Source organism: Vibrio bivalvicida, from assembly GCF_001399455.2.
In the GTDB taxonomy this organism is placed as follows: domain Bacteria; phylum Pseudomonadota; class Gammaproteobacteria; order Enterobacterales; family Vibrionaceae; genus Vibrio; species Vibrio bivalvicida.
The window spans coordinates 313,167-333,472 of record NZ_LLEI02000043.1; the positions used below are offsets into that span (position 1 = coordinate 313,167).

At 44.4% G+C, this 20,306-nt stretch carries 16 protein-coding genes; 4 read left to right on the forward strand and 12 right to left on the reverse strand.

Annotated elements, in window-relative coordinates; translation table 11 throughout:
* Positions 1 to 29: 29 nt before the first annotated feature.
* The 5 genes from rsgA to APB76_RS15840 all read right to left on the reverse strand — a co-directional run bounded on the left by rsgA (position 30) and on the right by APB76_RS15840 (position 3,440).
* Positions 30 to 1,094, reverse strand: coding sequence for a ribosome small subunit-dependent GTPase A (gene rsgA, locus APB76_RS15820; protein WP_054961950.1), 1,065 nt, complete (start codon positions 1,092 to 1,094; stop codon positions 30 to 32).
* Positions 1,095 to 1,335: 241 nt separating this feature from the next.
* The gene (locus APB76_RS15825; protein ID WP_054961893.1) at positions 1,336 to 1,782 is read right to left on the reverse strand and encodes a copper chaperone PCu(A)C; all 447 of its coding nucleotides are present in this window, start codon (positions 1,780 to 1,782) and stop codon (positions 1,336 to 1,338) included.
* Between the two features lie 5 nt (positions 1,783 to 1,787).
* Positions 1,788 to 2,381 (reverse strand): SCO family protein, encoded by a 594-nt coding sequence (locus APB76_RS15830; protein ID WP_054961894.1) that lies wholly within the window; start codon positions 2,379 to 2,381, stop codon positions 1,788 to 1,790.
* Positions 2,378 to 2,806 (reverse strand): hypothetical protein, encoded by a 429-nt coding sequence (locus APB76_RS15835; RefSeq protein WP_054961895.1) that lies wholly within the window; start codon positions 2,804 to 2,806, stop codon positions 2,378 to 2,380. The genes APB76_RS15830 and APB76_RS15835 overlap by 4 nt, the downstream gene beginning before the upstream one ends.
* A gap of 100 nt (positions 2,807 to 2,906) precedes the next feature.
* A complete protein-coding gene (locus tag APB76_RS15840) occupies positions 2,907 to 3,440 on the reverse strand; it encodes a GNAT family N-acetyltransferase (RefSeq protein WP_054961896.1) in 534 nt (177 codons plus the stop codon).
* A 226-nt stretch (positions 3,441 to 3,666) separates the two neighbouring features.
* Between APB76_RS15840 and APB76_RS15845 the strand changes: the two genes are divergently transcribed.
* Positions 3,667 to 4,938, forward strand: a complete 1,272-nt coding sequence (locus APB76_RS15845; protein WP_054961897.1) for an HD-GYP domain-containing protein — start codon at positions 3,667 to 3,669, stop codon at positions 4,936 to 4,938.
* A gap of 16 nt (positions 4,939 to 4,954) precedes the next feature.
* Here APB76_RS15845 and APB76_RS15850 read toward each other — a convergent pair whose 3' ends face one another.
* A complete protein-coding gene (locus tag APB76_RS15850) occupies positions 4,955 to 5,593 on the reverse strand; it encodes a DUF2057 family protein (RefSeq protein WP_054961898.1) in 639 nt (212 codons plus the stop codon).
* 424 nt (positions 5,594 to 6,017) lie between these two features.
* On the opposite strand from APB76_RS15850, the gene APB76_RS15855 reads away from it, so the two are divergent.
* Both APB76_RS15855 and APB76_RS15860 read left to right on the forward strand, forming a co-directional pair.
* Positions 6,018 to 7,415 carry a tryptophanase gene (locus APB76_RS15855; protein ID WP_049843295.1) on the forward strand — a complete coding sequence of 466 codons (1,398 nt, stop codon included), beginning with the start codon at positions 6,018 to 6,020 and terminating at the stop codon, positions 7,413 to 7,415.
* A gap of 354 nt (positions 7,416 to 7,769) precedes the next feature.
* Positions 7,770 to 10,307 carry a glycosyl hydrolase family 18 protein gene (locus APB76_RS15860; protein WP_054961899.1) on the forward strand — a complete coding sequence of 846 codons (2,538 nt, stop codon included), beginning with the start codon at positions 7,770 to 7,772 and terminating at the stop codon, positions 10,305 to 10,307.
* 74 nt (positions 10,308 to 10,381) lie between these two features.
* On the opposite strand, the gene APB76_RS15865 is transcribed toward APB76_RS15860, so the two are convergent.
* From APB76_RS15865 to APB76_RS15880, 4 genes are all read right to left on the reverse strand, one after another.
* A complete protein-coding gene (locus tag APB76_RS15865; protein ID WP_049843293.1) occupies positions 10,382 to 12,496 on the reverse strand; it encodes a type I secretion system permease/ATPase in 2,115 nt (704 codons plus the stop codon).
* Positions 12,497 to 12,514: 18 nt separating this feature from the next.
* Positions 12,515 to 14,425: a bifunctional diguanylate cyclase/phosphodiesterase gene (locus APB76_RS15870; RefSeq protein ID WP_049843292.1), complete on the reverse strand. Its 1,911-nt coding sequence runs from the start codon at positions 14,423 to 14,425 to the stop codon at positions 12,515 to 12,517.
* Positions 14,426 to 14,430: 5 nt separating this feature from the next.
* Positions 14,431 to 15,081 (reverse strand): transglutaminase-like cysteine peptidase, encoded by a 651-nt coding sequence (locus APB76_RS15875; RefSeq protein WP_371717672.1) that lies wholly within the window; start codon positions 15,079 to 15,081, stop codon positions 14,431 to 14,433.
* A gap of 64 nt (positions 15,082 to 15,145) precedes the next feature.
* Positions 15,146 to 16,537, reverse strand: coding sequence for an HlyD family type I secretion periplasmic adaptor subunit (locus APB76_RS15880; RefSeq protein ID WP_049843291.1), 1,392 nt, complete (start codon positions 16,535 to 16,537; stop codon positions 15,146 to 15,148).
* Between the two features lie 210 nt (positions 16,538 to 16,747).
* Between APB76_RS15880 and pdxH the strand changes: the two genes are divergently transcribed.
* Positions 16,748 to 17,383: a pyridoxamine 5'-phosphate oxidase gene (gene pdxH, locus APB76_RS15885; RefSeq protein ID WP_049843290.1), complete on the forward strand. Its 636-nt coding sequence runs from the start codon at positions 16,748 to 16,750 to the stop codon at positions 17,381 to 17,383.
* A gap of 13 nt (positions 17,384 to 17,396) precedes the next feature.
* Here the strand turns inward: pdxH and APB76_RS15890 are convergent, their stop codons facing one another.
* Both APB76_RS15890 and APB76_RS15895 read right to left on the reverse strand, forming a co-directional pair.
* Entirely contained in the window at positions 17,397 to 18,110 is a 714-nt protein-coding gene (locus APB76_RS15890; protein ID WP_054961900.1) for a helix-turn-helix transcriptional regulator, read from the reverse strand.
* Positions 18,111 to 18,374: 264 nt separating this feature from the next.
* Positions 18,375 to 20,195 (reverse strand): formylglycine-generating enzyme family protein, encoded by a 1,821-nt coding sequence (locus APB76_RS15895; protein ID WP_054961901.1) that lies wholly within the window; start codon positions 20,193 to 20,195, stop codon positions 18,375 to 18,377.
* Between the last annotated feature and the right edge of the window lie 111 nt (positions 20,196 to 20,306).

The window sequence follows — 20,306 nt, forward strand, 5'->3', positions numbered from 1 at the left end:
ATAAAAAAGGGGCGGGTGCCCCTTTCTAATCAGTAATTGCTGCCTTGTTTCTGGCCGCGGTGAACACTTTGTGATGAGCGATATCGCTTGGTCAGTTGCTTATGATTAGCTCGTTGTTGAGCAAGTGTCTCGCTATTGCGTTGTTGTTCTCGTAATAGTTTACGATAGTTTGTTAGCCGCCTTTGTTCTAACTCACCCAACTCAACGGCTTCAAGAACACGGCAGTTTGGTTCATTTTGATGACGACAATCGGAAAACCGACAGTGATTTGCTAAAGATTCGATATCAGTGAATACTTCAGATACACCCTCTGAGCAATCAATAAGTTGCAACTCTCGCATTCCCGGAGTATCAATCAAAACCGCACCCGTTGGCATAAAGTGCATTGAACGACTTGTTGTTGTATGTCGTCCTTTACTGTCTGCTTCGCGAATGCCTCCCGTTTGTTGAGCGCTGTCTTTTAATAAACTGTTGACTAGTGTCGACTTACCTACACCAGAAGAGCCCATAAAAGCGACGGTCTTTCCGATTTGACACCATGGAAGCAGTTTTTGACATTGTATTTCATCGAGCGCATTGACGTTCTCAATCATTAGCAACGGGTCTAACTGTTGAACTTGTTGCTTTTTCTCTTCAGCGTCGTTGGTTAGGTCTGCTTTGCTTAAAACAATGACAGGCTCAACATCTGCTTCATGGGCAATCGCGAGGTAACGCTCAATTCGACTGAGATTAAAATCTTCATTCAGTGAGCAAACAATAAACAAGGTTGTGACATTAGCAGCAATGAGCTGCTCATTGACTTTGCTACCTGCTGCTTTGCGATGGAACAAGGATTGCCTGTCCAAAAGCTTCACAAAGTGCTGATTGCTATCGATCAAAATCCAGTCACCAACCGTCATAGAGGGCAGCGATTTATGGATCTCTAATGGTAACTCACCAGATTCGCTCAATAACTTATAGCCACTGCGGTGGTGCTCAGTGATACGAGCGGCAGTGAATTCTTGCTCTAAATCTTCTAGTGTTAGTTGTTGTTGAAATAGGTTGTTCCAACCAAGTGTCGCTAAAGACATTGGCGTATTTGCTTTGGTATTCATAGTTGCCCCAAGCATACAGATATCTGTATCTATATAAATTTGCTAGGGTCTTTAGACCCCGGTTTAGATAGCACCGGGCAAAGGAAGGGTAGAAGTGGGTTATTAAAGTGACTTCACCAATTTTGCCGGGTGGGTTTTAAGTACAATCATCGTATCCTCCTATGGATTTATTTGTGTTTACGCAGGCTATCATAGCAAAAGAGGCGAACAAATGCCCACCCCTTAATATAAGATTCGTTGCTTAATGATGGTGTTTCATGCCACTCATCACTTTTTTAATTGGTGCTGTGATGGTTTGTTTGTCGCCGTTGGCAAATGTAAGCTCAACATCAATGCTTTCACCTTCAGCCAAAGGCTTGGTTAGGTTGAATAACATAATATGTAGGCTACCAGGTTTTAGCACTGCCGTTTTTTTCGCTGGGATTGCAATTTGATCAACTTGGCGCATTTTCATCACATCGCCTTCTTTGATCACATCGTGCAGTTCAACTTTACCTGCCGCCTCTGTGGTAGCGGAGACGATATAACGGTCTTTATCACTATGATTCATAAACTCACCAAACACGGCACTGGTTGCCGCATTGGGTGGCGTAGCACGTGCGTAGGTGTGGTGAGCCATGATATCTGAATCTGCATAAGCAAAAGGGCTTAATGCCAAAGAGGCTAAGAGAAGGGCTTTAAGTTTCATCCTGACTATCCTTTCGATGTAATCGTTTTAAAGGCTTCAACCAGCGGTGCTGGAGTGAGCGTGTGTGGCACTTTTGTGATTAATGTGCCATCTGGTTTGAGGAAATAGAAATAGGAGCTGTGATCCAGCGTATATTTCAATTCAGAGTTTTCTAATTCGGTTTTACGGAAAATCACACCATACTGATGAGCAAGTGGGGTAGTGACCTCTAAAGGCGCTGCAAGTCCTTCAATCATTGGGTGAAAGTATTGAGCGTATTTGTATGAGTCAGCAGCAGCATCACGCTCCGGATCCAGCGAGATAAACACTGGGCGGAAGTGTTCTTTCGTTTCTTGATCAATTTGGTTCAGTGCGCCTGCCAGCATGGCCAAAGACGTTGGACATACATCTGGACAACGAGTAAACCCAAAGTAAACGACTCTAATTCGTGTATCTTGAGGATCGAAAAGTGACACCGCTTTGTTGTCTTCACCAAACAGCGTAATGCTAGATGTATCTTGCGCGACAGGAGCATCACTATTTTGATGATCGAGATAGCTTTTCAGTCCAAAGCCAAGAACAAAGGCGGCGACTAGGATTAATGACCAGTTCTTACTCATCGTTCCATCCTTATTGATGTATTGATTGATTGTTTGCCGTCAGTGATGGTGCCATACCAAGTCATCGCGTCTTCTGTGCACACAGGTAACACAACTTCACCAGTAAAGGTTCCTGAGTCAGATTTGTCGAGCTTAAACACAACAGTGCCCATCTCCATCTCATACCCTTTTAAAGTCATCATCAGACTATCGCTGTTGGCGTTTTCCCAGTTGACCGTCACTTGGGTAGGGACGAGTGGGTGAGTGATGTCTTTGTTCGCCTGAACAGAGATAGAGTCTTGCTGACACTGGCTAGTCGTAAGCAGGCAGTAGTCGTCTAGAGATACCTGTTGGTTTGTTGATTGATACCACTTAACAATATCACTGGCAAAGAAACCGGTACCTAACGCAACGGCAATTAGAAGAAACTTTGCATAGCTGGGCATAACATTTATCCCGAGAGTTTAAAAACGAGCGCAATCCTAGCACATAGCACTCTATATCTATGAGATAACGAGTAAAATTGTGCTCAGCGTCAAGACAACCCTAGCGATTTCTGTGAATGCCATAGATAGTATGGTCAAGAATTCGTTCACCTATTTTTTCTTGATTGGTGATCACACCTTCCAGCGTCATTCCTGACCTTTCAGCAACACTCCGGCTTGCTCGGTTTTCTACCGCTGCCGAAAGTTGGACTTTTTCCATGTTTAACTCGTTAAAGGAAAATTCGATTAGATGTTTGACAACGCGAGTGACGATTCCATTGCCTTGGTGGTGCTTTGATAACCAATAGCCAATTTCTAGGCATTTAGTATCATAGTCGATATTGAAGCAGCTACAGTTTCCAACGATTTCCCCGCGGTACACAATGGCACAAGTAATGGTTTTTCCTTCGGCATACTCATGCAAAACGCGCTGTACGAATAGACGGAAATCTTGCTCACTTGTGCAGTGAGATGGCCATGCGAGCCACTGGGATAAGTAATCAAACTGATCTGCGACGAGTTCACTGTATTTGGTGGCAAAAGATTCTTGCACCAGTGCGAGAGATATTTCATCATCTACTTTGTGTGTAAACATGCTCCACTCCTTGCATATATTGGTTAGAGCTAACGTAGCAAACTACAAAGGTGATAGCTAGAGCGATAAGCTGCAATAAGAGTTTGATTTCTAGCACGAAAAACGCGCGCTAGGTAGCACGGCTCACACTTCTGTTAGTAACCATTTACAATATATGGTTTATTGATACTGCTATCGTATATCCTGACGGGCATAATAATTCTTTATAAATGACTGAAGTGTCAGTATGAAAGTGCCTATAGACGATGTCAGTGTTGATCTGCGTCGCGTATTATTTGAAATTGCTTATGCCCTCGATGCGGTTGGTGTAGATGATATTTATCATGGGCACAGAGTCGCCTATATCGCTTATCGCTGTGCCCAACGTATGGGATGGAGTGAAGAGCGATGCCAAGTGATCTTTTCGCTCGGGTTAATCCACGATTGTGGCGTATCTGAAAGCGCTGAAATCGGTGAGTTGTTGACCACTCTAGCCCCTAAAAACACGCGTAAACACTGTGTTAAGGGTTATGAACTCTTGAAAGCTTGTCGACCTTTATCTGAGCTTGCAACACCAATATTGCTACATCACACTTGGTGGCAAGAATTAAAAGTGATGCACAGCGTCAGCGAAGACATTAAACAATATGCAACGTTATTGTTTCTGGCCGATCGGGTCGATTATCTGCATGGTAATTACGGCTTAGATTGTTATGGCAATATTAGCAAAGAGAGTACGCACAGTATCGTTGGAGAGTTGCAAGCTAACTCGGGATCAATGTTTGAACCAACTCAGGTCCGTTTTATGAGTGAGCTCATTCACTGTGATGATTTCTGGTTCTCTATGGAGGCAAGGTATATCGAAAGCTTATCTTATACTTTTGAGCCTCTGTATCGCAACCCGATTGGACTAGATGAGTCAATCGAGGTGGCGGAGCTGTTTGCACAAATCGTTGACGCGAAGAGTTCCTTCACCTATCAGCATTCTTTACACGTTGCTCAACTTGCCGAGTTTTTTGCTCATAAGCTTGGTTATTCAGAGCGGGCAAGAAAAATGCTCTATCTGGCAGGATTGATTCATGATATTGGCAAACTAAAAACGCCGAGTGCGATTTTGCATAAACCGGCTCAGTTATCGAATGAAGAATATGCATGTATCAAACGTCATGCGACGGATTCGCGACATGCCATACAGCGAATGTTTACCAATCAACAAATTGTGGAATGGGCGTCCAATCATCATGAAAGACTTGACGGATCGGGTTATCCATTAGGTCTGGATGCGTCTCGGTTAGATGAGCCGAGTCGATTGATAGCCATTACAGATGTGTTTCAAGCGCTTACTCAGTCTCGGCCATATAGAAAAGGTCTGCCTTTAGGCGAGGCGGTTGCTATTCTTAAAGAGATGGTCAACAGCAATCAATTAGATCGCAAAATATTCAAGTGTTTAGTTGATAACGCGGAAGAGTGCTACCGGATTTCAACCGGGCAAGAAAGTGAAAAGCCAGTACTTGTTTAGTACTGGCTATAGATTATTACTGGTTCACAAATGCTTTAAAGCGAGCTTGAGTTTCAGCATCTGCTTTGCTGTACCAGAAATGCAGCATTTCTTCTGCTGTGTTATCGCCAGCTTTTACAGGCTTACCGTTAATCTGTGCTGGTAACGTAACTGGCACAACCGCTGCTGTTGAAATTGCTGCGACGCCACCACGACGATTATACTCAGCCAATTCGATTTTGTGGTTGCGACCGATTTGCATCCCGTCTTTAACCAACTTGTCTTGTTTCATCTCGATCGATTGACCGTCTTCACCTTTTAAAGACCATTCTAAGTTACGAATTTTCTTTGAACCTTCGTGCTCATTGCGGTACTTCGGTAAGTCAAATTTCAGTTCTTGGTCAGCAACGTTAAATGTTCCAACAATCGGATCGCTTTCGAGAATGATCCGATCTTTACCTTGGTCGAAGTAAGGTTGGTAAGTGAACAGGATTTGGTTTTCCCCATTGGGTAGCGTAAGCGTTTTGGATGAAAAGAAGCTTCCTGATAGCTCAGGTTTTGCATCGTTCACCACTAAGACGTCGATAGTGTCTGGAATCGATATAGTGATGTCAGCAGCCGCGAGACCACTGGTACCTAAAGCGATTGCAGCAAGTAATGTTGTTTTTATTTTCATTTTTGGTTCCTAATAAACAGGCACTTAAACTGCAAAGAGAGTGCCTATCTCGTCGCATGATTTCAAGATGCGAATGTAAGAAGTTCGAAAAATTCATCAAATCTTAACTAGTGCTCACGTTAATGAGCCACGCTAGTTTATAAATTTGAGCTACCTTTCACGGTAATCTGGATAATAACTAGACTATATTAATTAAGTGTTCAATGAATCAGGAGGATAACGCTATGGCATATACCGATATGTTAGACAGCAGACTAGTGTTGTCGCCATGGTACAACGTTGACTACACCCTCTCACTACTGAATAAAGAAACGGTTCTTCGTTAATCCCTAGTGGCGCGTCTTGCGCCCAAAGCAATCTTATAAACCAATATACCCGTGTGAACCTATTGCGGGGGAATTGATCTATTTAAAGGAAATTAATGATGAAACGTATTCCAGAACCTTTTCGCATCAAAATGGTAGAACCGATCAAAATGACGACATATGACGATCGTGTTGAGGCGTTGAACTTAGCGGGATTGAACCCATTTTTACTCAGAAGCGATGATGTCTATATTGATTTGCTGACGGACTCTGGTACAGGGGCGATGAGTGATAATCAGTGGGCTGGTTTGATGATGGGAGATGAGTCTTACGCAGGGAGCCGCAATTATTACAACTTATGCGCAGCAGTAGAACACTTCTTTGGCTATAAACTAACAGTCCCAGCCCACCAAGGACGCGGTGCTGAGCAGATACTGTTTCCTGCTCTCATCGAACGAATGAAAACAGTTCGTGGTGGTAAAGATCCGGTATTTATCTCCAACTACCATTTTGATACGACGGCTGGTCATATCGAGCTTAATGGAGGCAAGGCGATTAATGTCGTTGATAAACATGCCTTTAATACTACAACACCTTACGATTGGAAGGGAAATTTCGATCTAGATAAGCTCCAGTCAACCATCGAAGCCCACGGCCCAGAGAATGTTTGTGCCATCATTACCACGGTGACTTGTAATAGCTCTGGTGGACAACCAGTTTCGATGGCTAACATGCGTGCGGTATATGAAATTGCAGCAAAGAATGACATTCCTGTTGTGATTGACTCCGCCCGTTATTGTGAAAATGCTTATTTTATCAAGCAACGCGAAGAGGGTTATCAAGACAAGTCGATTTTGGAAATCATTCGTGAAATGTACCAGTACGGTGACATGCTCACTATGTCAGCTAAGAAAGATCCCATGGTTAATATCGGTGGTCTTTGCTGTATTCGTGATCATGAGGAACTGTTTCAAGCTGTCCGTACTCGTTGCGTTCCGATGGAAGGTTTTGTTACTTATGGTGGTATGGCTGGGCGCGATATGGAAGCTTTGGCGCGTGGCTTGTACGAAGGAGCCGATGAGGATTACCTCCATTACCGTATTAGTCAGGTTGAGTACTTAGGTGAACGCCTTCGCGAAGGGGGTATCCCAATTCAAACCCCGACGGGTGGTCACGCGGTGTTTGTCGATGCGGCGAAAATATTACCTCATATTCCCGCTGATCAGTTTCCTGCACAGGTACTGTGTAATGCGTTGTATCTTGAAGCAGGGATTCGCGCCGTTGAAATTGGTTCATTGCTTCTTGGTCGAGACCCAGATACTGGTGAGCAAAAAGCCTCTGAACTTGAATTGATGCGCTTGACTATTCCAAGACGTGTTTATACCAATGATCATATGGATTACATAGCGGATGCGATCATTGCGCTCAAGGAACGAGCGCATGAACTGAAAGGGCTGTCATTTGAGTATGAACCACCAGTACTGCGTCATTTCACGGCGCGTTTTAAGTCCAAGTAGCGGCAATTAACAAATCAAAAACTCTAATATACACTGCCACAACGCCTTTCCGCCGTGGCAGTTTTCTATGTGGACTATTTATATTTATATGGAATTCTTACCTGTAAATTTCTGATTATTATGTCATTTATTCTGGTTTGGAGGAGGTTTATAAATTTTGGCTCGATATCCCCTTTGTAATGTAACAGCTTAGTAACAACGAACTAATTTCTAATCATCACTCGAAAATAGCTTTTATTTTTTTCTACAAAAAAAAAGTCTCTTAAATACTTGTAAGTGGTGTTCTTCGATTCGTCGGAGGACAGTTTTTGCTCTGACATTAGAGTGAACAAACAAGGAATGAGAGAAATAGGTATGAATCGTATTACATTGTGTGCTGCGAGTATTGCATTTGCGTTCTCGGGCACAGCGATAGCGGCACCAACGGCTCCAAGTGTTGACGTGTATGGCTCCAATAATTTGCAGTTCTCTAAAATTGAACTGGCGATGGAGACAACGTCTGGTTACAACCAAATGGTCAAGTACTTTGATGAAGCCGATATCACCGTCAAGTTTAATCAGTGGAGTGGTACCACAGGCGACACGTATAAGGTCTACTTTGATGGTGTTCAGGTGGCAACCGGATCAATTGCTGGAAGCCAAACAACAGCGAACTTTAAGTATGGTAAAGGTGGCCTTTATCAAATGACTATAGAAGCGTGTGATGCCACCGGTTGTAGTGTTAGTGCACCCGTTGAAATAACGGTGGCTGATACCGATGGCTCGCACTTAAAGCCGTTGACCATGAATATCGATCCAAACAACAAATCTTACAATACTGACCCTAATACCGTTGTCGGGACCTATTTCGTTGAGTGGGGTATCTACGGTAGAGATTACACAGTTGATAACTTGCCTGCCGACAATCTTACGCACATCCTTTATGGCTTTATCCCAATCTGTGGTCCAAATGAGTCAGTCAAGTCAGTCGGTGGCAATAGCTACAATGCACTGATGACCGCTTGTCAGGGAGTGCCCGATTACGAAGTGGTTATTCACGACCCTTGGGCTGCGTATCAAAAAAGTTTCTCGCAGGCAGGGCACGAATATAGTTCGCCAATTAAGGGTAACTACGCCATGCTGATGGCTCTTAAGCAACGCAACCCAGATCTAAAAATCATCCCTTCTATCGGCGGTTGGACTTTATCAGACCCATTTTTTGACTTCACCACCAAAGCAAACCGAGACACTTTTGTTGCTTCTGTTAAGCGTTTCCTAACGACTTGGAAATTCTACGATGGTGTGGATATTGACTGGGAATTCCCTGGTGGTGGTGGTGCTGCACCTGATCTTGGTGACCCTGTAAATGATGGTCCTGCCTATGTTGCTTTGATGCGTGAATTGCGCGCAATGCTCGATGAATTAGAAGCATCAACCGGGCGTACCTATGAGTTGACGTCAGCCATTGGTGTTGGTCACGATAAAATTGAAGACGTGAATTATGCTGATGCGGTTCAGTACATGGACTACATCTTCGCGATGACTTATGACTTCTATGGTGGATGGAATAACGTTGTTGGTCATCAAACTGCGCTCTACTGTGGTAGCTTTATGCGCCCTGGTCAGTGTGATGGTACTGGCGTAGATGAAAATGGCGAACCTTACAAAGGCCCAGCTTACACCTCTGATAACGGTATTCAACTCCTCCTCGCACAAGGGGTTCCAGCAAGTAAACTAGTTCTCGGTGCTGCAATGTATGGTCGCGGATGGGAAGGTGTTACACCTGACACGTTATCCGATCCTACTGACCCAATGACAGGCGTGGGCAACGGTAAACTTACAGGCACAACTGCTCAAGGTGTATGGGAAGCGGGTGTTATTGATTACAAAGGCGTCAAAGCTCATATGCTTGGTGCGAACAACACAGGAATCAATGGTTTTGAGTACGGTTACGATGCGCAGGCTGAAGCTGCGTGGGTTTGGAATCGCACATCAGGTCAATTGATTACGTTTGATGACGACCGTTCAGTGAAAGCCAAAGGTGCGTACGTTCGTAACTTGGGTCTAGCGGGTCTATTCTCGTGGGAAATTGATGCGGACAACGGCGATATCTTAAATGCAATGCATGAAGGCTTAGCTGGTGGTACTCCGGTCAATCGTGCACCTCAAGCTAATGCTGGCGCAGATGCGACGGTAGTTGGGCCTGCAAGTGTTACTTTAGATGGTAGTGCGTCTTCAGATACCGACGGTACTATTGCAAGCTATCAATGGGTGCAGGTCTCTGGAACAGCGGTTACCCTTAGCGGGGCAAACACAGCGACAGCAAGTTTTGATGTTACTGAAGTGGCCCAAGCAGAAACACTAAGCTTTATACTGACGGTAGTGGATAATGAAGGTGCTTCAGCCTCCGATACAGTGGTGGTTACAGTAAACCCTAAAGACGTTCCTCCTGTAAATCAAGCCCCAGTAGCGTTAGTGACTGCCCCTGCAAATGTTAATGCGGGCGATACAGTAGTGGTTGATGCATCGGCTTCATCAGATGCTGACAATGACCCTCTTACCTACACTTGGGATCTCCCTACAGGCCTAAACGCGACAGTCAACGGTTCAAGTGTGATCTTTACTGCGGCTGAATATACCGCGGATACTTCACTAGTGTTTACTGTCATGGTTAACGATGGTAAAGCGACATCGACGGCTTCTACGACTGTTGTGGTGGCTAAGAAGTCATCGGGTGGGGACCTTTGTAACAACTTATGGGATGCTTCCGCCGTATACACTGGTGGCAACCAAGTTTCTTGGGCTGGAAAAGTTTGGGAAGCAAAATGGTGGACAAAAGGTGATGATCCAGCTCAATCTGGTCAATGGGGTGTTTGGAAAGAAGTGGGGGCGGCCAATTGCCCGACTAACTAAGCACTAATAGATAACTAAGCAAAAAGCCATTCGGGTTATCCGAATGGCTTTTTCTTTACGTGTTTTTTTTGAAGTTACTTAACCGCTCTCACTTTACCTTGTTTAAGGTTATTAAGAACGTCAGATTTCGGCCCATCGGCAATCACGCAACCTTTTTCCATTACGATCACCCGATCAACCACATCAAGCATGGATGTTTTGTGGGTAATTAGAATCAGTGTTTCAGTCGACTTCAGTTGCGATAGCTGTTGCTTAATATGCATTTCAGAGCGGTTATCCATCGCACTCGTCGGTTCATCCATTAACAAAACAGGTGGGCGACCGAGTAGTGAGCGTGCAATAGCGACGGCTTGGCGTTGACCGCCTGAAAGCAACATTCCCCCTTCACCTACTTGGCGCTCTAAACCTGCTGGGTCTTGTTGGGTAAATACTGTCACACCAGCTCGGTTTGCTGCATCTAGCACATCCCGGTCATCTGCAAGTGGTCGGCCCAGCGTGATATTGTCGCGGATGCTACCGTAGAATAGTTGACTATCTTGTGGCACACAGCCGATGTTTCTGCGGATATCGATGTGATGTAACTGGTCGATATCGGTATCATCAATTCGGACGTGGCCTTCAGTCGGTTTATATAAGCCCATAATCAAGCGTTCTAGAGTCGTCTTACCAGAGCCGATCCGGCCGATGATGGCGACCTTCTCACCTGGATTAATGGTTAGACTCAAGTCTCGAATAGAAGCCATAGGCGAGTCAGGGTAATGGAATGTGACCTTGTCTAATTCAATTTTGCCGTGGATGATAGGGCGATGAATATAGCGCTTGCCTTCTTCTTGCTCATCCGGCATGGACATCACTTGCTCAATGATTGTCATTGAGGACTTGGCTTGGTTGTAACGAGTCGAAAGCAATGAGAGCTGAACCATAGGGCCGATAGCACGGCCACTTAACATGGTCGCGGCAATCAAACCACCCATAGTAAGTTCACCTTCAGAGATCAAGTAAACGCCGAGAATGATCATCCCTACATTAGAAGCTTGTTGAACAAAGCCCGCAGTATTTTGAATGCCATCAGTAATACGACGGCTCTTGATATTCCAGTTTGCCATGTGAGCAACGGCTTCTTCCCAACGGAACTGGAACTGACTTTGTGCACCAAATAATTTTACCGTCTCAAGGCCAGATAGACTCTCGATTAGGTTAGCGTATTTTTGCGAGGCTAGACGCGATCCTTCTTCGATGGTATGTCTTAGCGGTCCTTGAATTAATGCAGAATAAATGACTAGAATCAAGACACCTACGATAGGTACGATCACCAAGTTTCCAGCCATCAGCCAAATTAATAGCAAGAACAGAACCGCGAATGGCAAATCGATCAGAGAACCTATCGTGGCTGAGGTGAAGAATTCACGGATTGATTCAAACTCTTGCAAGTGACGCGCAAAAGCACCGACAGAGGCAGGTCGAGCCTCCATTCGAATCCCCATTACCTTACTAAATAACTTGGAGGAGATTAGAATATCGGATTTCTTTCCTGCCACATCAATAAAGTAGCTACGCAATAACTTGAGAGTAAGGTCGAATAGGAAGATGACAAAGATACCACTTGCCAATACCCATAAGGTTTCGAACGCCAAATTAGGAACAACTTTGTCATACACCAAACGGGTGAACATTGGGGCGGCGACAGCAAAGAGGTTGATCAAAATCGAGGCGATAAGTACATCGCGATAGATCCTTTTCGATTGCCAAATTGTACCCCAGAACCAGTGCCCTTCACGGGTCTTGAGTACCTCTGGTGAGCGTTCATCGTAACGGAACTGCTTTTTAACCAGAAAGTATCGACCGATGTAAAGTTCTTCAAGATCCTTCACATCGATAGAAATCGGCACTAAACCAGACTCGCCTGTGACGATCTCTGCCTCGGTTTTGTCATCATTTATGCTGTTGAGAACACAAGCATCACCACTTTTTAAAATCAAAACTACTGGTAATACGAGCTGTGAAATCTCGTTAAGCGCTGAACGGTTTTCTTTTGCCACTAGGCCGGCGCGTTCGGCTGATCGGGGGAATAGGAATGGTGTTAGCTTACCGTCAGATAACGGCAAGCCATTGATCAATGCCTCGGGTGAGTTTGCTAATCCATAGTATCGACTGACGTAGATAAGTGAATTTAATAGCGGGTCCTGCATGCTATAACCTTTTGCTCATTATTTATCTACGATAAAGCCTTGGAAGACTTCAATAAAGTGCTCAGAAAGAAAATCTAACTGAGTCTGTGTTTCGACACGAGATGCGATGGTCTTAATCCCTAAGTTGTGGGCCGTTCGCGAAATCGACGTGAGAGTAAACTTCTGTTTCTCATCATCTAAGTGGTGAGTATACAGATAGTCTAACTTCACGTACGCAGGGCGGAATTCATTGATGTAATCCAATGACTGGAAATTACGCCCATAATTATCGACACCAAAATCGGCACCAGCACCACGTACTGCGTTACAGAACAGGGCAGTGTGGTGAGGAGAGTTGATAAAGCAGTTTTCAGGTATTTCGAAATGCAGCAACGTGGCAACTGAAGCATGCTTGTTGAGCAACTGGGTAACCCAGCGAATAAAGCTCGGCTGAGAGATACTGCTTTGTGCGATGTTAATAGCAACAGGTTCTGTGAACTCGCCAGTTTCTAATCGTTCTACTATAGCTTGAATTACGTACTCATCGAACAAGTGGCTGGCATTGAGCTGCTCTAGTGCAAATAGATATTGGTTTGCACTGTATCTTTCGCCGTCTTTTTCTATCGCAGAAAAGACCTCGCGGTGATAGGCTTGACCCCAACTGTTATTGGCAGCTTGGAAGCGGAAGCTGAACCAATCATTACTGATTGCTTCTTCAACCAAGTTTTTCCATTGCTGTTTGCCCATTAGATTGTCGGTGTCTTCACCTGTCACGTAACCATAGTCGAGTTCAGGATTTGACTTGGCATTGGCGAGCGCGTTATCAAGCATGGTAAGCAGTTCTGTAGAATTTGTAGATGCTTTATTGAAAACCACACCTAGCGAGAGGTTAGCGGTCGCCATGCCTGTCGGGTCTGCGTTGATGTCTTGGACGTAAGTCACAATGCTTTCGGCAATCAGTTTTAGCTCAGAGTCATCAACGTTAGGTAAGATAAAACCAAACTCCTCGGTAGAGATACGCGCAAGTGTCACATCTGGAGAGGACATAGACACTTTAAGGTGATCAGCAAGCTCTCGAACCATGCCATCACCAGCTTCATAGCCTTTGTCTTCATAGAGTTCACGAATGAAGCTTGCTTCAAGGATAGCAACGCCACCGATCCCTCCTTCACCAATCCATGAGTTTAGCTGACTCATATAGTAAGCACGGTTGCCAAGCTGAGATACTGGGTCGATGTAGGCACGTTCACGGAGTTGTTGAGCTTCTTTAGCCTGAGCCTTAAATGACTTTTCAAGCTGGGCAGACATGCTGTTGATTCCATCAACAACATAGATAAGATCTTGTGTTGCTGGTCGCGGCAGTGGCTCACCAAACTGATTATTGGCTACCTGCTCCATCTTACTTACAATGAGCTGCAAAGGACGAAGCGCGCGTTTAAGAATGAACGAGATAGAGAATAAACCAATCAACATGATAAGGCAGAAAGCGATCACTAGGCGTTCAAATGCGAGCCAAAGCTGGGTGTAGGCATCCCCAGGGTGGCTGACAATTTCAACTTCTGCTAACTGCATCCATCCGCTTGTGACCACTCGTCGGTCATGAATTTTCTCAAACAGGTTGAGGCGAGTGAACCACTTTGGCACGTTGTTAGGTTTAATCGGATAAGAGCGCAGGATTTCGTCTCCGGTATCAAGGAAGATCAAGCGTACGACTGAATAGCTACTCCCATCGAACAAGGCGTTAATCACAGATTCAACGGCGACTTGGTCTTTATTTTCCAAATACGGTGCCAGTGCTAGACCGACCGTGTTGATGGTGTTGTTCACCTCGGAACGCTGCTGTTGAATGAGGTTATTTCGAGTGGTGTTAAATTCGATGATAAATACCGAAATTAACAGCATCAAAATAACCGCAATCATTCCCGCGACAAGTTGTTTATATAAAGTCATATTGCCTACTCATCATAGTTGACTACTGGTTTATTAAGTTTTAGCGATTTCTCGCGCGCACGGAGATCATTCCATAGGCTTAGCCTAGAAGACTTCCCTGCGAGTTGTCCCTGTTTAGACTTCATAAGCCATAGATTTTTACCGTTAAAGCTGTAGATCGGTAATAAATCCCGACGCTTAGAAGCGCGTTTAATCTGTGGGTTGATATTGTCTAATAGAATCGGCTCTGCGCTTGGTTTCGAGTAATAAGCCAATACCATATGAAACTGGTTAAGCTCTATGGCTTTAACATACACCAGGCGTAGTTTCTTATCTGATACACCCAGTTCAAGTAGAGAAAAATATTTAGCGATTGTGAAGTCTTCACAGTCTCCGGCGTTGCTACCAAGAAACTCAAGTGGGGTTGCCCAATAGTCGTTCTTACCCCACAAGCGGATGTCATTAACGAAATTGAGTTGATTGAAGAAATTATTAACCTTGGTCAGCTTATCCCGTTCGGGGACCGACTTATATTGTGCCATCTCTTTACGCCATGTCTCGACTCGCCGTCCCGCTCTATCGCCATAGGTTTTACGTACAGCTTCAACCCAACGTTGCTCTTGAGTATTAAGAGCAAACGAAGTTGTTGTCGCAAGTAGCAGCACAACACAAGCAATTAGGCCGTTGGCAAACAAGCGAGGTTTCAAATTGTTTTTCCTAGCACTTTAGTGATCATATCGTCTATTCCTTCAGAGCATTGTTTTGCGCACTAAGAATTGGCTTCAGCAGATATTCTAATATGGTTCGCTTACCAGTGATAATATCCACTGAAGCAGTCATACCAGGAATAATGGGTAGCGAATTATCTTTATCTAGGCTTGTCTCTTTTGTCCGAATACGGACTAGATAGTAACTATTGCCTTCTTCATCTGTTGTTGTATCGGCACTAATGTGCTCAAGCGTACCTTCTAAACCGCCGTATTTTGTAAAGTCGTAGGCACTAAATTTAACGATTGTATGTAGGTCGGGTCGAAGAAAAGCGATATCTTGTGGTGCGATTTTAGCCTCGACCAAAAGCGTATCTTCACTTGGTACGATTTCTACGATATCCATACCGGGCTGGATAACACCACCCACAGTATTGACATTTAGTGTCTTTACTGTACCTGTGACTGGGGATGTTACGACAGTGCGGTTTACACGGTCTTCTAAGCCAACGGTCGACTCTGTCAAAGACGACAGCTTATCTTGAGCTTGGTTGAGCTTTTCTTGCTGCTCAGAACGGAATTTTTGCGCGGCATCAATACGGCTTAGCATGGCTTCACGAATCGCCGATTTAAGGACCGGAACTTTAAGTTCACTTGACGTCATTTCACGGCGAGTGTCGTTTACCTGACGTTGAAGTTTTAGTAGCTCAATCCGCGGAACTACCCCTTCTTCAGCCAGCGGTCTGGTGATCTCAAGTTCTTTGTTAGCAAAGCGGTAGCTTTCGCGTAAGTTTCTCACCCGCGCTTGGATCTCGACTAAATCTTGCTGCTTCTGCTTTACTTGTTGGTCAAGCAGAGAGATCTGGTTGCGAAGGTTATTTAAGTCTTGGCGGTATTCTGCGCGTTGGCGAGCAACTAGGTTAGGTTGGGTTTCTTGCAGTACAGGAGGAAAGGCTAACTTGTTGAAGTTGAGAAGAACGCTATTTTGCCAATTCGATTCATCGAAGTCTTGATTAAGTTCAACACTGGTAATTGAGGCCGAAAGCTGTAATACACTTGCTGTTAAGTTGGCCACTTGCTGTTCACGTTCGCGATAGTCTGAGCGAAAGCGCGTGTCATCAATAAGAAGCAATTGTTGCCCTTTTTCTACCTTTTGACCTTCGCGGACGAGTATTTCTTTAACTAAGCCACCTTCTAGGTTTTGAACCACCTGTACTTGAGACGAAGGAACAACCTTACCCTGACCAACTGTAACTTTATCGATTTCTGCCCAAGAAGCCCATAAAATAGCAAGCACGAAAAACAACACCATGACCCACAACATTACGCGTGCACTATTTGGTGTGTTTAACAAAAGGGCCGCTGTCTTGTCGTCGACATAGTCCAGTTCGTTTGGAGTAAGCTTGTTATAACCGCTCTTACTCATGGGTAGTCCTTATTATATGGAGTTATTTTATTGATTTTATTACTCATGGCCCAAAATGTTAAGGATTTGCTGTTAGATTTATCCTAGTAAAATAGTTGACTTCGTTATTATCGCTAGTTTTTATAGAGTGTAGCGTTATCCAACCTCTTGGGCTTGAGTTCTTATCATTAAGAGCGCACAATCGACAAAAAATTTCGCCGAGGAGAAAAGATGGAGCTTGATGAGATTCGTCGCGAGTACACAAAAGGTGGTTTGCGCAGAAAAGACTTGTTACCTGACCCAATTGCTCAGTTTGATTTATGGTTGAAGCAAGCCATTGAAGCCAAACTTACGGACCCAACTGCTATGACAGTCGCCACTGTTGACGAAACAGGTCAACCATTTCAACGTATTGTGTTGCTAAAAAATGTCGATGAGCAAGGGTTTGTTTTTTATACCAATTTAGGTAGCCGTAAGGCTCAGCATATAGAGCACAACGCTAAAGTGAGCCTGCATTTTCCTTGGCATCCTCTTGAAAGACAGGTCCATATTACAGGTGTTGCTGAAAAGCTGACCGTAGTAGAAAACATGCAGTACTTTTCTTCTCGCCCGAAATCGAGCCAGCTTGCCGCCATCGCCAGTAAGCAAAGTAGCCGAATTTCAGCTCGTGGAGTACTTGAAGGTAAGTTTTTGGAACTTAAAAAGAAATTCGAAGCTGGAGAGATTCCAGTACCAAGTTTCTGGGGGGGATACCGTATCAGGCCTGAAAGTATCGAGTTCTGGCAGGGTGGGGAGAACCGTTTACACGATCGGTTCTTGTTCTCGAAAGACCGCGAAGCATGGCATATCGACCGTCTTGCCCCTTAGACAAAACGCCGCGTTATGCGGCGTTTTCGGTATTTAGGGCGACAGAAATTTGAGTCTTCAACAAGGTTTCTGGTATGTAGGAGCCATACCCCTGTTCTAATGCCATATCGATTAAGTGCGCTTTAGAATGCGCGCCAAACTTATGCCTTAATCTCACCACATAGCTTTCTAGTGTTTTAATCGAAATCTTCATTATTTTTGCAATGTAGCTAGGTTTTTTGCCATAAAGCAACAGGAACAGTGCTTCTGACTCTCTTGAGGTCAGTTTGCTGCTCAAGGTGCTAGCAGGGGGAATATCACCTGCTATGGTTTCATTCGATGCGAGCCCAGTCGCTCTACATATCCAGTGGCTCACTTCTAAAATGGCAGTATTGGAAAGCTCTTGACCGTAAAAGATGGTGCCTTGTACTTGCCCATTATCGTCTAACCATGGAGTTTTGGTAAAAATATGCGCACGCCAACTGCCATCGGGGTAGGGGTGGATATCAAGGATTTTAAGCTGGGTAACGTTCTCGATGACATATCGGTCTTGCTTAACGAAGTCATCTGCACAGCGAGAGGTCGGGCTCGGCATTTGTTTATCAGATAAACCAATGCACTGATTAGGCTGATCAAACCCGATGAGCTTTGCGTAGGCGTTATTGGCGTAAACAAAAACAGAATTTAAGTCTTTACAACCCCAATAACCAGGAAGTTGATTGAATAGAGAGGCTTGTTGTTCGTTCACTTATCAATATAAATCTTATAAAACAGAACGAATATCATATCATAATTGAGCATTCTGTACGATAAAAAATGCCAGACATCTAATGATGGCTGGCAAAAACAAGAAAACTTCTTGTAGACGTGTAGAAGAGGTTCTATGAACTCAGTGGTTCACTGAGTATAGACGTATCAATAGATACTAAGTTCGGTCATTAGACCTTACTCAACAACCATCTTATCTTTTTGATAATAATAAAAAAGGGGGGAAATCCCCCTCTTCTTGTGACTAGTTTATATCTCTGACTACCCGAAAGCCAAGGTAGTTTGCTGCTTCAAAGTTGGACAAGAAAAGCTGTTTGTCAGATGCCGCCATTTCAGGTGAGAAGTTCCAAGCGCCTCCTTTTGCAATGCCCTTTGGACTGCTGGTCCATTGCCACACATTACCTACAACGTCATATAGGCCAAGCTGATTTGGTTTAAAGGCGCTGACGGGAGACGTGCTAAGGTTTGACCATGGTGTCCCGCTCCAACCTGTATTTGCTTCACCAGAGACGAATTTATCACCCCACCAGTATTTATCTTGGCTACCTGCGCGAGCTGCCACTTCCCATTCTTCTTCAGTAGGCAAGCGATAGGCAGCACCTGTTTGTTTGCGTAGCCAGTTCGTATAAGACTTTGCATCGTTTTGGCTAACACAAACCACCGGTGAGTTAGGGTACTGTTTAAAACCGGGATCACGCCAATTTGCTTTTGCTATTGGGGTCACTTCACCATTCACAAGTGCTGTACAGGTATTCTTAAGTTCCGCATCAGTTTGATAATTGGTGTGTTCGACGAATGTAGCAAACTGGCTGACCGTCACTGGAGTGGCGCCTATTCCGAAAGCATGATCAAGGAAAACTTGTTTTGAAGCATTTTCACCAGTGAAATACTTACCTTGAAGAATGGCTATCATCTCTGGTGCCTGACCTTTGCCTGCCATTGCGTCAGCGAATTTACTCCCAGCGCGAAGTGGGTTAGATTTCTCTTCTAGCACCGCGCGAATAGCAGTATCAGATTTTACTGCAACTTGCTGGGCAAAGGCTTTGTAGCCTTCTTTTTGAACAGTAATGTCATGGAGACCAATTGGCAGCATGATTTCTACGGGTGTACTGCCGTAGGAAACACCATCTATATAGACACTGTCGTTAAATTGGTTAGAGCGTATTGCAAGTGTTACCCAAGCCATTTCTTGATCTGCTTGCAACTCGTGGGCTGTGCCAGGTGCAAAACAGTACTGAGTATCAACCTGTAACAAGTCACATGCTACCCTAGCTTTAGGGCGAGCTTCTAGTTCAACATTCATAATGGTTCGGTAACGCACGCCATCATAGAAGCCAGCTTGCTTAGTCACGTGTTTGATGACATGAATATTTAATGAGGCGTCGTTGATATTGCGTTTAACGATCGCGCTTTCACTGGTTTGTTCAGCGATTTCGGTGCGAAATTGTTTGACCGCTTTTTGTAACGCAAGTTCTTTCGTCTGATTATCACATTGTGAAAGTGTTAGTGAAGCTTGGCAGCGGTTGGTGAAGCTCACAGAAATCTGCTGTGGCTGCTTTATTTCGCCCCTAAGCTGTTCAACTCTTGCACGAATCTTATTTTCATCAAGCTCAGCAATGTGTTGTTCGATGGTTTCCAGTGCGGCTTGGCGAGTTACAAAGACATTGCGTGTTTCTACCAGCTCTTGCTCAGCCGCAAGACGCGCTTTTTGATTTTGCTTCACGGCAGACCAAGCATCTTGATAAGATTTTTGTGATCCAGCTAGATCAGTATTCGGATCGTCAATCATACGCTGGTAAGCGTTTTCTAATTTACTTTTAGCATTAGAAAACGCTTCATCCAAAGACTTGGCCGTTTGCTCAAGAGAGTCTAGTTCTGATTTCTTGCTATCTAGCAGCGCTTGCTGCTCTTCTTTTGCTTGCTGCGCAGCTTTTAACTCATCGTGTTTAGTGAATAGCTGGTCATCAATCTGAACCAATGTCTTCGGTGCTTCTTCTGCTGAAACAGTAGAGAGAAGCAAACACGGAGATAATGCTAACAAAAGGGCTGGTAAACCTGGGCGCATTGTCTTTCTTCTACATCTAATTATTGATTAATTGGCTTATTTTAAACGAAAACGCCACTTTGTCTTAAGTTATCCGTTAATAACTTAGGATCAAAATGGCGTTTTTAGCTC

What these genes read in the sequence shown, in the direction of transcription:
- rsgA (WP_054961950.1), bottom strand. Translation starts at nt 1,094, where the DNA reads ATGAATACCAAAGCAAATACGCCAATGTCTTTAGCGACACTTGGTTGG.
- APB76_RS15825 (WP_054961893.1), bottom strand. Translation starts at nt 1,782, where the DNA reads ATGAAACTTAAAGCCCTTCTCTTAGCCTCTTTGGCATTAAGCCCTTTT.
- APB76_RS15830 (WP_054961894.1), bottom strand. Translation starts at nt 2,381, where the DNA reads ATGAGTAAGAACTGGTCATTAATCCTAGTCGCCGCCTTTGTTCTTGGC.
- APB76_RS15835 (WP_054961895.1), bottom strand. Translation starts at nt 2,806, where the DNA reads ATGCCCAGCTATGCAAAGTTTCTTCTAATTGCCGTTGCGTTAGGTACC.
- APB76_RS15840 (WP_054961896.1), bottom strand. Translation starts at nt 3,440, where the DNA reads ATGTTTACACACAAAGTAGATGATGAAATATCTCTCGCACTGGTGCAA.
- APB76_RS15845 (WP_054961897.1), top strand. Translation starts at nt 3,667, where the DNA reads ATGAAAGTGCCTATAGACGATGTCAGTGTTGATCTGCGTCGCGTATTA.
- APB76_RS15850 (WP_054961898.1), bottom strand. Translation starts at nt 5,593, where the DNA reads ATGAAAATAAAAACAACATTACTTGCTGCAATCGCTTTAGGTACCAGT.
- APB76_RS15855 (WP_049843295.1), top strand. Translation starts at nt 6,018, where the DNA reads ATGAAACGTATTCCAGAACCTTTTCGCATCAAAATGGTAGAACCGATC.
- APB76_RS15860 (WP_054961899.1), top strand. Translation starts at nt 7,770, where the DNA reads ATGAATCGTATTACATTGTGTGCTGCGAGTATTGCATTTGCGTTCTCG.
- APB76_RS15865 (WP_049843293.1), bottom strand. Translation starts at nt 12,496, where the DNA reads ATGCAGGACCCGCTATTAAATTCACTTATCTACGTCAGTCGATACTAT.
- APB76_RS15870 (WP_049843292.1), bottom strand. Translation starts at nt 14,425, where the DNA reads ATGACTTTATATAAACAACTTGTCGCGGGAATGATTGCGGTTATTTTG.
- APB76_RS15880 (WP_049843291.1), bottom strand. Translation starts at nt 16,537, where the DNA reads ATGAGTAAGAGCGGTTATAACAAGCTTACTCCAAACGAACTGGACTAT.
- pdxH (WP_049843290.1), top strand. Translation starts at nt 16,748, where the DNA reads ATGGAGCTTGATGAGATTCGTCGCGAGTACACAAAAGGTGGTTTGCGC.
- APB76_RS15895 (WP_054961901.1), bottom strand. Translation starts at nt 20,195, where the DNA reads ATGCGCCCAGGTTTACCAGCCCTTTTGTTAGCATTATCTCCGTGTTTG.